The 10,037-nt window shown below is 69.7% G+C and carries 9 protein-coding genes; 5 read left to right on the top strand and 4 right to left on the bottom strand.

Translation table 11 applies throughout. The features are described from left to right. Positions 1 to 129: 129 nt before the first annotated feature. On the bottom strand, positions 130 to 2,079 hold the full coding sequence (locus JHN63_RS42510) for a Xaa-Pro dipeptidyl-peptidase (protein WP_200690486.1): 1,950 nt from the start codon (positions 2,077 to 2,079) through the stop codon (positions 130 to 132). Positions 2,080 to 2,355: 276 nt separating this feature from the next. On the opposite strand from JHN63_RS42510, the gene JHN63_RS42505 reads away from it, so the two are divergent. Beyond that, on the top strand, positions 2,356 to 3,843 hold the full coding sequence (locus JHN63_RS42505) for a M1 family metallopeptidase (RefSeq protein WP_200690485.1): 1,488 nt from the start codon (positions 2,356 to 2,358) through the stop codon (positions 3,841 to 3,843). 95 nt (positions 3,844 to 3,938) lie between these two features. Here the strand turns inward: JHN63_RS42505 and JHN63_RS42500 are convergent, their stop codons facing one another. Further along, a complete protein-coding gene (locus tag JHN63_RS42500) occupies positions 3,939 to 4,868 on the bottom strand; it encodes a PfkB family carbohydrate kinase (protein ID WP_200690484.1) in 930 nt (309 codons plus the stop codon). A 73-nt stretch (positions 4,869 to 4,941) separates the two neighbouring features. After that, a complete protein-coding gene (locus JHN63_RS42495) occupies positions 4,942 to 5,421 on the bottom strand; it encodes a macro domain-containing protein (protein WP_200690483.1) in 480 nt (159 codons plus the stop codon). Positions 5,422 to 5,501: 80 nt separating this feature from the next. On the opposite strand from JHN63_RS42495, the gene JHN63_RS42490 reads away from it, so the two are divergent. After that, positions 5,502 to 6,215: a MerR family transcriptional regulator gene (locus JHN63_RS42490; RefSeq protein WP_200690482.1), complete on the top strand. Its 714-nt coding sequence runs from the start codon at positions 5,502 to 5,504 to the stop codon at positions 6,213 to 6,215. Here JHN63_RS42490 and JHN63_RS42485 read toward each other — a convergent pair. Continuing rightward, positions 6,192 to 6,917, bottom strand: coding sequence for an SDR family NAD(P)-dependent oxidoreductase (locus tag JHN63_RS42485; RefSeq protein WP_200690481.1), 726 nt, complete (start codon positions 6,915 to 6,917; stop codon positions 6,192 to 6,194). The two genes, JHN63_RS42490 and JHN63_RS42485, sit on opposite strands and share 24 nt — an antisense overlap. A 135-nt stretch (positions 6,918 to 7,052) precedes the next feature. Between JHN63_RS42485 and JHN63_RS42480 the strand changes: the two genes are divergently transcribed. The 3 genes from JHN63_RS42480 to JHN63_RS42470 form a co-directional block, all read left to right on the top strand. Then, positions 7,053 to 8,099: an ABC transporter permease gene (locus JHN63_RS42480; protein WP_200690480.1), complete on the top strand. Its 1,047-nt coding sequence runs from the start codon at positions 7,053 to 7,055 to the stop codon at positions 8,097 to 8,099. 84 nt (positions 8,100 to 8,183) lie between these two features. Beyond that, complete coding sequence (locus tag JHN63_RS42475) at positions 8,184 to 9,251, top strand: sugar ABC transporter substrate-binding protein (RefSeq protein WP_200690479.1); 1,068 nt, start codon at positions 8,184 to 8,186, stop codon at positions 9,249 to 9,251. A 1-nt stretch (position 9,252) separates the two neighbouring features. After that, a partial coding sequence (locus JHN63_RS42470; RefSeq protein ID WP_234478512.1) for an ATP-binding cassette domain-containing protein occupies positions 9,253 to 10,037 on the top strand: 785 nt, incomplete at its 3' end.

Genomic DNA, 10,037 nt, shown 5'->3' with positions numbered 1-10,037 from the left:
GGTCGGGGTGGAGTAGCGGGGCGCCAGCCCACCCATCGACCCACGCATCCCGGCATCAGCGGCACCAGCCGACGGGGCGCGGCGGAGCCCATTCGCTCCGCCGCGCCCCGTCGATTCGATGGGCGACGATCAACTGCCCGGTACCCGCTGCGCGTTGCGCGGGGACCGTACGCCGTCGAGGGTCGTGGCCGTCGGTGTCCTGGAACCGGTGACCGCCGTGGCCTTCGCGAACGCCGACGCGCCGCCGACGAGCGGGAGTTGGGCCGCGGTGCGGGACAGGTTCAGGGTGAGGGTCGGGGTGGTGGACGGCGGGTCGATGAGGTCCTTGTCCGTGCCCGCGACGATCAGGGCGAGGCGGTGTCCGGCCGGGACGACGTGGTCGGTCGCCGCCAGGTCGAGGGTGATGGTGTACGCCTTGCCCGGGGTGAGCGCCACGCCCTTCGTGGCGGAGGCGTAGTTGCCGAGGTCGGCCCAGCCACGGCTGAAGACGGTGTAGTCGACTGCTGTCTTCTTGGCCTGGGTCGACAGGAAGCAGGCACTGTCGCCCGCCGTGCTCTCGCCCCAGCAGGTGCGGTCGGTGAGCGTGGTGATGCCCTCGGCGGAGTCGGCGTAGTCACGGATGGTGTCGGGGCCGACATCGACAAGGACCGCCGACAGATGGGCCGTTGACGTGGTGGGCGTCGCGGTGATCGTCACCTTCGAGGAGCCCGACAGACGCAGGTCCTTGGTGAGCGGTCCGGTGACGAAACCGGCCTTGTCCGCGGTCGAGTTGTCGATCGCGGCGGCCCAGTCGGTCTCGCTCTCCCGCGGGTTGTCGGTGAACGTCTCGGTGCCCGCGCCCGTGTGCAGGCCGAGCGTGCCGACGCCCGCCTGGGTGCCCCGCGCCGGGTGGAGGGTGGTGGTCGCGGTGCCGGTCGGCGGCCAGACCTTCGACGTGACCCACTGGTCGGGGTGGCGTTCCACGTCGGCCATCGGCTGCCGGTCGATTCCGTTGTCGTAGCCGAGGAGTTCGTGGTCGAACCAGCGGTGCAGGGTGTCGACCCAGGCGTCACGGCGGTAGTCGAAGGGATCGACGTGGCCGGTCTGGGAGAGCCAGATCTTGCGCTCGACGCCGTTCTTGGCGAGGGCGTCCCACCACTGGCCGAAGTTCTTGGTGCGGACGTTGAGGTCCTGCATTCCGTGCACGAGGAACACGCTGGCCCTGACCTTGCTCGCGTCCTTGACGTAGTCGCGTTCGGTCCAGAACGGCGTCCAGTCACCGGTGCGCGGAGCCCCGTCGACGATCTTCTGCTGGACGGCGGCGCACTTGGCCTGCGCGTCGGGGCTGTCGACATAGCCGGAGAGCCAGTCGGGGCCGGAGTCGTAGAGCGGGGCACCCTTGGCGAAGTAGTAGTCGTACCAGGAGGAGATGGCGCTGATCGGGACGATCGTCTTCAAGCCCTTGACGCCGGTGGCGGCGACGCCGTTGGCGATGGTGCCGTCCCAGCTCTTGCCGATCATTCCGGTCCTGCCGTTGGTCCAACTCGCTTTCGCGCCCACGGTTCCGGTGCGTGTCGTGTACGCCTTGGCACGTCCGTTGAGCCAGTCGACGACGGCCTTCGCGGACTGGATGTCGGAGCGGCCGCCGACGTCGACGCAGCCGTCGGAGCGGTTGGTGCCGGCGAGGTCGACGCCGACGAAGGCGTAGCCGCGGGGCACGAAGTAGTTGTCGTAGAAGAGCGGCATCTGGACAACGTTGCCGCTCGCGTCGTAGGTCTTCAGCTGGCCCTCGTTGCCGCGTCCGCAGCAGGAGTAGTAGGGGCTGGCATCCATGATGACGGGGACTTTGCGGCCCTGTCGGGCGGGTTCGCTCGGGCGGACGATGTCGACGGCGACCCGGTCGGCCTTTCCGTCGCCGTCGCCGTCGAGACCGGTGTCCACCCAGACGGCCTCGCGGATGGCCTTCGCGTAGGAGTAGACCGGTTGGCTTTCCTGCGGGGCGCTCCGGGCCGCTGTCGGGGTGAGGAAGGCGGCCAGGAGGGCGGCGGTCGCCGCCGTCGCGAGCGATCTCCAGATCGTGAAGCGCGTGCGTTTCGGCATGCGCGGACGGTACATCGGTCAACTCCCGTGCAGAAAGAGGCACTCCGGGGCTCATGACGGCCGAATGGCGATCGTGTGACAGGAGGTGCCGTGGACAGGCACGGTGCCACAGGGAGTGAATAGCCTTCGAACAGACTTGGCGGACCGACCCCCACGACTCATCGACCCCTACGACTCATCGACCCCTGCCGCTCTTCGACCCCCTACGGCTCTTCGACCTTCGTGGACCCCCATGGCTCTCCGGCTTTTCGTGGAGCCCTACGACTTGGAGTTCTCGTGCACCGCAGAATCATCGCGCCGGGCGCCCTCGCGGCGGCCTCCCTCATGCTGGCGATCCCGGCATCGGCGGCAAGCTACTCCCCCGGCGCTCCGGGCATCGGCGACCCCTACTACCCGGCGTACGGCAACGGCGGATACGACGTCTCGCACTACGACCTCAGGCTTCAATACCAGCCCACCACCGACGAGTTGGCGGGCACGGCGACGATCCTCGCCAGGACCACGCAGGATCTCTCGCGCTTCGACCTGGACTTCCTGCTGGACGTGAGCGAGGTGCGGGTCAACGGCGCCACGGCGACGTTTACGACCTCCGGCCAGCACGAACTGGAGATCACCCCGAAGACCCCGCTGCCCAGCGGCACGCCGATCACCGTCGTGGTCCGCTACAGCGGGGTGCCGTCCACGAAGAGCGCGTACGGCTTCACCACCTGGCACCGCACCCCGGACGGTGCGGTCGCGGCCGACGAGCCCGAGTCGGCGTGGTGGTGGTTCCCGAGCAACGACCACCCCAGCGACAAGGCGACCTACGACGTGTCCGTCGCCGTACCGAACGGCACCCAGGCGATCTCCAACGGCACGCTCCAGTCGACGAGTTCACAACTCGGCTGGACCCGCTACAACTGGCGCCAGAACAAGCCGCAGGCCACCTACCTGGCGACACTCGCCCTCGGGAAGTTCGACATCACGACCAGCACCTCGGAGGGCGGGGTCCCGGTCATCAACGCCTACAGCAAGGACCTCGGGGACAACGACGGGTCCGCGCGGGCGAGCGTCGAGCGCACCGGGGAGATCGTCGACTGGCTGAGCGGCTACTTCGGGAAGTATCCGTTCAGTACGGCGGGCGGGTATGTGCCCAACACGACCACCGGGTACGCGCTGGAGACCCAGACCCGCGTCTACTACAGCCCGAGGCAGTTCGCCAACGGCGCCAACACCTCTGTCGTCGTCCATGAGTTGGCCCACCAGTGGTACGGCGACGACGTGTCGCTGAAGGGCTGGAAGGACATCTGGATCAACGAGGGCTTCGCGCGGTACGCGCAGTGGCTGTGGTCCGAGCACGAGGGCGAGGGCACGACGCAGCAACTCGCCGACTACGTCTACGCCTTGCACCCGGCGGACGACGCCTTCTGGACGATCGAGCCGGGGGACCCCGGTCCGGAGGACCAGTTCGAGCTTCCGGTCTACGACCGCGGGGCGTTGGCCATCCAGGCGTTGCGGAACGAGATCGGGGACGACGCGTTCTTCGCCGTTCTGAAGGGGTGGCCGACGGAGCACGCGTACGGCAACGCGTCCGTCCAGGACTTCCAGAAGTACGCCGAGCAGGTGTCCGGGAAGTCTCTGTCGGCGCTCTTCGACACGTGGCTGTTCCAGCCGACGAAGCCGGCGGCGCCCGCGGCGCGGGCCGCTTCCATCGCGAAGGCGGCCGTGGCTCCGGTGCAGCCGAAGTCGTGGAAGAAGATCGCGGCCACGAACGACGTGCACTGAGCGTCTGCCGGCTTCGGTGGTACGGGGGCTGCGGGCCAGTCCGTGGCTGGTCGTGCCCACGCGGCGGAGCCGCACATTGATACGGCCCCGCGCCCCTAAAGCGACGCCCTCCTGGCCATGTCTACGTCAGCAGCCCTGGTCAGGAGCTGGTCGCGATGGATCACCGCCGTCTCCGTCGAAGGAACCGTGCAGGCGTGGGCGCCCGCGATCGAGCCGTACAGGGCGGCGCGTTGGGGTGTCTCCCGGTTGAGCCAGCCGTAGAGGAAGGCTGCGGCGAAGGCGTCGCCCGCGCCGTTCGAGTCGACCGGCGGGGAGGGCGGGGTGACCGGCGGGATGTGGGTCACCTCGTCGTCGGCCAGCAGATAGGCGCCCTTCGCCCCGGCCGTGGCGACGATCAGCTCGGCCCGGCCGTGCTCGGCGATGGCGCGCATGGTGCGCGCGGGGTCGCCGGTCAGAGCCGTGGTGGACAGGAAGACGATGTCCGCCGCGTGCGCGAACTCGGCCTGGTACGGGTTCTCTCCGTCCCAGTTGTGCAGGTCCGTCGAGATCGTCGCACCGGCCTCGCGCACGAGCGGCAGGGCGTGGGCGCAGGGCTGGGTGATGGAGACATGGACGTGCCGACTCGCCTCGGCGAGGGCGCGGACCGTGGGTTCCGGCAGGCGGTCGTCGGGGTGGGCGCGGGTCGCGTCGTAGAGGGAGAGGCGCCGGCCGTCGGGGCCCACGAGGTTGACCGCGCGCTTCGTGCCGGCTGGCTGCGGGACTTCGGTGAGCGGGATGCCGTGCTCGCGGTGGAACGCGCGGACCAGGTCGCCCTCGGGGTCGGCACCGAGCATGTCGAGGTGGTGGGTGCGCAGGCCGAGCGCGCTCAGACCGAGGGCCACGAAGTCGCCGGTCTGACCGGCGCGGGTGGTGATGCCGGGGTCGATCATGTAGCTGTCGGCGTACGGGAGCGGCAGTCGGGGGACGTGGACGATGGTGTCGACGCCTGCGCCGCCCAGGACGAGGACGTCGATGTCACGGCTCACTGTTCACAGCCCTCCCTGTAGTTGCGCAGGATTCTGCAACTCCTTTCACCCTGGGGCAAGTTGGACAGCCGACTCAGTCCTCGTGGTCGTACACCGTCACCGCGATCCCCCGCCGCACCAGCCGCTCGGTGACCAGCGGTTCGACGCGCGACCACTTGCCGCCCGCGAGGCCGCACCCTATGCGGGGCATGTGCACGGACGCGCCGAGCTCCGCCGCGCGGTCGGCCAGCAGACCGAGGGCCGTGTCGATCGCCTCGTAGCGCACGGGGACGCCCTTGCTGCCCGTGCGGGTCCCGCGCTGGCCGATCATGTTGGCCACCCAGACGTAGCGCTCGACCCGCACGAACTGGACGGCGCCCAGCCCGAAGCCGTTGGCCGCCCGGCCCCGGTGCCACGCGCGGTACTCCTTCTCCGGCTCCGGCCAGCGGCGCGACACGGCCAGCACGAAGCCCTTTCCCCAGCCCCCGATGTCGTTGCAGACATGCGCGATCACCTTGACGCCCTTGACCGACGGAACGGTCGCGTCACCCCGGACATAGTTGATCTCCCCCATGCCGTCCACCGTAGACGGCACCACTGACAACGGCCCTGCGGTGGTGTCACAGCACCGGTGGGACAGCGATACTGCTGCGCATGACGACCGACGCCGAGGAGCCGACGCTCACGATCGACGAGCTGGCCGCGCGGGCCGGTACCACGGTCCGCACAGTGCGGTTCTACGGCACCAAGGGGCTGTTGCCGCCGCCTGTGATCGGGGCACGGCGGGTCGGGCACTACGGGCAGACGCATCTGGCGCGGCTGGCGCTGATCGAGGAGTTGCAGCACCAGGGCATGACGCTGGCGGCGATCGAGCGGTATGTGGGCCAACTGCCACCGGACCTCAGCGCGCACGACCTCGCAATCCACCGCGCGGTGGTGGCGTCCTGGGCGCCGGACGGCACGGAGACCCTGGACCGGCGGGAGTTGGAGCGGCGGGCGGGCCGGGCGCTGAGCAAGGAGGACGTGGAGCGGCTCGTGGCAATGGACGTGGTCCGGGCCGACGGTGTCGCGTACCACGTCGACTCCGGTCTGCTGCGGCTCGGGGTGCAGTTGCTCGACGTACCGCTGTCGCAGGAGGCGATCCTCGCTGCGCGCAGCGTCTTGATCGACCACTCGCGTGCGGCAGCGCACGAGTTGTCCCAGCTCCTGCGCGAGGAGGTCTCCCAACGTGCCGCGCAGGACGTGAAATCGCTGTCCTCGCACATGCAACCCCTCGTCGTGCAGGCTCTGCTGACCGCCTTTCAACGATCGCTGCGGGAGGAGCTCCAGCAGTGGCTCGGCGCCTCACAAGTAGGCGGATCCTCCTGACACGTTGAGCGTCTGCCCGGTCAGGAAGCCGCTGCCCTCGTCGACCACGTACAGCAGCGTCGAGACCAGATCGGACGGCTCCTGCGTCCGTGGCACCACCTGCCGGTCACGGACGTGCTCGAAGCCCCCGTCCGCGCCCACCGTCCGCTCCGCCGTCGCGGTGCGGACCATGCTGGGCGCGATCGCGTTGACGGTGATGTCGTACGGCCCGAGTGCCGCCGCGAGCGAGCGTGTGAAGCCGATGAGGCCCATCTTCGAGGCGACGTACGGGACCATCGTGGGCGGTGCGGTGAGGACGGCCGCCGAGACGATGTTGACGATACGGCCCGGGCCGGCGGCCTTCAGATACGGCAGGGCCGCGCGGGTCAGCAGGAACGGCGCGTCCAGGTTGACGCGCATGATCCGGCGCCATTCCTCGATTGTGGTCTCCTCGAAGGGGCGGGCCGGGTAGACGCCCGCGTTGTTCACCAGGACGTGCAGGGTGCCGACTTGGTCGATGAGGCGGTCCAACGCCCGCTGGATCTGGGCCTCGTCGGTGACGTCGCCGATCAACTCTACGTAGTCCAGGACCCTTTCGGCGGTCTCCGGCTGGGCGACGAGGTCGAGCCCGGCCACCCGGTAGCCGCGCCCGGCGAGCGCGACGGCGAACTCCTGCCCTAGGCCCTGTGCCGCTCCGGTCACCAGGGCGGTCCGCGTCTCCATGGGGCGAGTGTGACGATCTGTCAGGCACTGGGCAAGAGCGCATTTCACTCGCTGAAACGCCCTGGTTGCCGCGCACGCCCGGTGGGCCCACCCTGCGTGACGACCCCAGCACCAGCCGTACGGGAGCCGTGCCCGATGACCGAGACCGAGCGTGCCGTGGACGACGCGGACGATGCGGACGACGCCGAGCGCGCCCGCGAACAGGGCGGCGGGCAGGGCCGGTCGACCCCGGTTCGGCGTCGGTGGGTCCGGGACGAGTTCGGTGTGCTGCTCGTGCTGGGGTCGCTGATCGCCGGGATCGGCATCCCCTACCCGGACTTCCTGGGCACCGACAATCTCCTCTCCACCGCCCACAACTCCGTCTACATCTCGCTGATGGCGTGCGGCATGGTCTTCGCGCTGTCGATGCGCGAGGTCGATCTGTCGGTGGGCGGGACCTACGCGATGTGCCTGGTCGTCGGGGCGTTGCTGATCCGCGACGGCACCGCGCCCTGGCTGGCGGTGCCGGTGATGCTGGTCACCGGGATCGTGCTGGGGGTGTTCAACGCGCTGGTGACGACGTTGCTGGCGCTGCCGTCGTTCATCGTCACGCTGGGCACGCTGATGCTGTTCCGGGGAGTGGGGCTGGCCCTCGCCGACGGCAAGCAGATCACCGATCTCCCGCTGGACGACTCGTTCTTCACGTTCGCGGGCGGTGATCCGGGCGGGGTGCCGTTCGCCCTGTGGGTGCTGCTCGCCGTGATCGTCGTGCTGGCGGTCGTGCTGTCCCGGACGCGCTTCGGGGCCCGGGTGCGGGCGATCGGGTCCAACCCCGACGCCGCCGCGTTCAGCGGCATCCCGGTCGTCCGCACCCGTATCCAGGCACTGGCGCTCTCCGGCCTGACCACGGCGTGCGCCGCCACGCTCGCGCTCGCCTTCTACGGCGCCGGGGACCCGACTCTGGGCCAGGGCTACGAGTTGCAGGCGATCGCCGCGTGCATCATCGGCGGCACCCCGCTGGCCGGGGGCCGCGGTTCGGTGGTCGGCGCGGTGGCCGGGGCGATGATCCTGTCGGTCGTCGCCTCCGGCCTGGTGTTCTTCGAAGTACCCATCAACTGGACGTCGTTCGCGACCGGCGGGGTGATCCTCGTCGCCGTCGCGGCCGACAGCGCGCTGCGCCGCACCGGGCGCCGTCGCAGGTGAACTCCCCGAGCATCCACACCATCCGTCGTCCAAGCCCCCCGCGCCGTCCAAGTCCCCCTGTGGTCCAGCCTTTTGGAGGCCGTGATGCACCCCCGTTCGCGTACCTGGTCCGCGGCGCTCGGCGCCCTGGTCCTGCTGGCCACCGCAGGCTGCGGCAGCGGCAACGGCTCCGGCGGCAGCAACGGCAGGCTGAAGATGGGGATCTCGGTCGCCAACATCTCCCTCAACTTCGCCCACGAGATGGTGCTCGGCGCGCAGAGCGCCGCGAGCCACGCGGGCAAGGTCGACTTCAAGGCCGTAGGACCGCCCAACACGGACGGGCCGGCCGAGGTGCAGTTGTTCCAGAACCTCACCGCGGTCGCCAAGGACGGCATCGTCCTGGAGAACCTCGACCCGCCGATCTTCACCCGGCCGGCCGCGCGCGCCGTCGACCAGGGCATCCCCATCGTCGCCCTGGACACCTCCCCCACCGACGGCAGCAAGGTCAACTTCTATGTGGGGAACGACAATTACGCGCTCGGTGAGCTGATGGCGAAGGAGGCACTGAAGCGGCTCGGCAGCGATCCGAAGGGGCAGATCGTGATCGGTGTGCCCAACCCGGGGACGCCGGTGCTCGACAACCGCGCGAAGGGCATCTCAGACACGTTCAAGAAGGAGGCTCCCGGCGTCAAGGTCCTCGGCCCCTTCCAGACGTACAGCGACCCGGGCCAGAACTACAGCGCCTGGTCCGCGCAGGTGAACGCGCACCCGGACGCGCTCGCCTTCCTCGGCGTCGGTGACGCGGACAGCTACAACCTCGCCAAGATCAAGAAGGCGGAGAACGGTAAGTGGCTGACGGCCGGCTTCGACGTCGACCCGAAGACGCTGGACGCCGTGAAGGACGGCTCCAACTTCGTCACCATCGACCCGCAGCACTTCCTGAAGGGCTATCTGTCCACGGCGATGCTGATCGAGGCGGTACGCGACAAGAAGGGCAAGCTGCCGGACGGTTGGTTCCTGTCGCCCGGTGGGGTCGTCGACTCGTCGAACATCGACGAGATCATCGCGCGGCAGAAGTCGGCGCAGGCGGCGTACGACTGGTACAAGCCGACGATCGACAAGCTGCTCGGCGACGAGGCGGGCAACCTGAAGCCGTTGAAGGACGCGCGCTGACATGGCCCACGGCGACATCCTCTTGGCAGAGGAACTGGTCAAGTCCTACGGCGGTGTACGGGCGTTGGACGGTGCGTCGATCCGGCTGAGCGGTGGTGAGGTGCACGCGCTGGTCGGGGAGAACGGTGCCGGGAAGTCGACGCTCGTGCGCATCCTGTCGGGAAGGCTGGGGGCGGACGGCGGGACGGTGCGGTCGGCGAAGGACGCCCGGATCGCCGTCGTCTCCCAGGAGTTGAGCCTCTTCCCCGACCTCACCGTCCGCGAGAACCTCTACCCGCTCCACCCGCCCCTGCGGATGGGCCTGTTGGACCGGGCCGCCATGGACCGGGCGGCCCGCCCGGTCCTCGCGGAGCTCGGCCTGGACGTGGACCCGCGCACGGAGCTGGGCGAACTCCCGCTCGCGGACCAGCAGTTGACGGAGATCGCCAGGGCGCTGCTACGACGCCCCCGCCTGCTGATCCTCGACGAACCCACCTCCGCGCTCCCGGCCGCCGCGGTCGACCGCCTCGAACGCGTCCTGCGCACGCTGACCGACCGGGGTATCGCCGTCCTGTACGTCACCCACTTCCTGGACGAGGTGATGCGCTTCGCGCAGCGCGTGACGGTGCTGCGGGACGGGCGGGTCGCGCTGGCAGGTGTGGAGCGGTCCGAGGTCGACGTGCCGGAGCTGGTGTCGGCGATGCTGGGCGGCCGACCGGAGCAACCGCCGCGCCGGGCACGGTCACCCCGGAGAGCACGACGAGCGGTGGCCGGTCCGCCGACGACCGTGCCCGGCGCGGCGGTTGC

Origin of the sequence: Streptomyces sp. MBT65 (genome assembly GCF_016612545.1) — a bacterium.
GTDB lineage: Bacteria > Actinomycetota > Actinomycetes > Streptomycetales > Streptomycetaceae > Streptomyces.
Note: the sequence above shows the minus strand (reverse complement) of the source record. Positions and strands in the feature narration are given on the sequence as shown.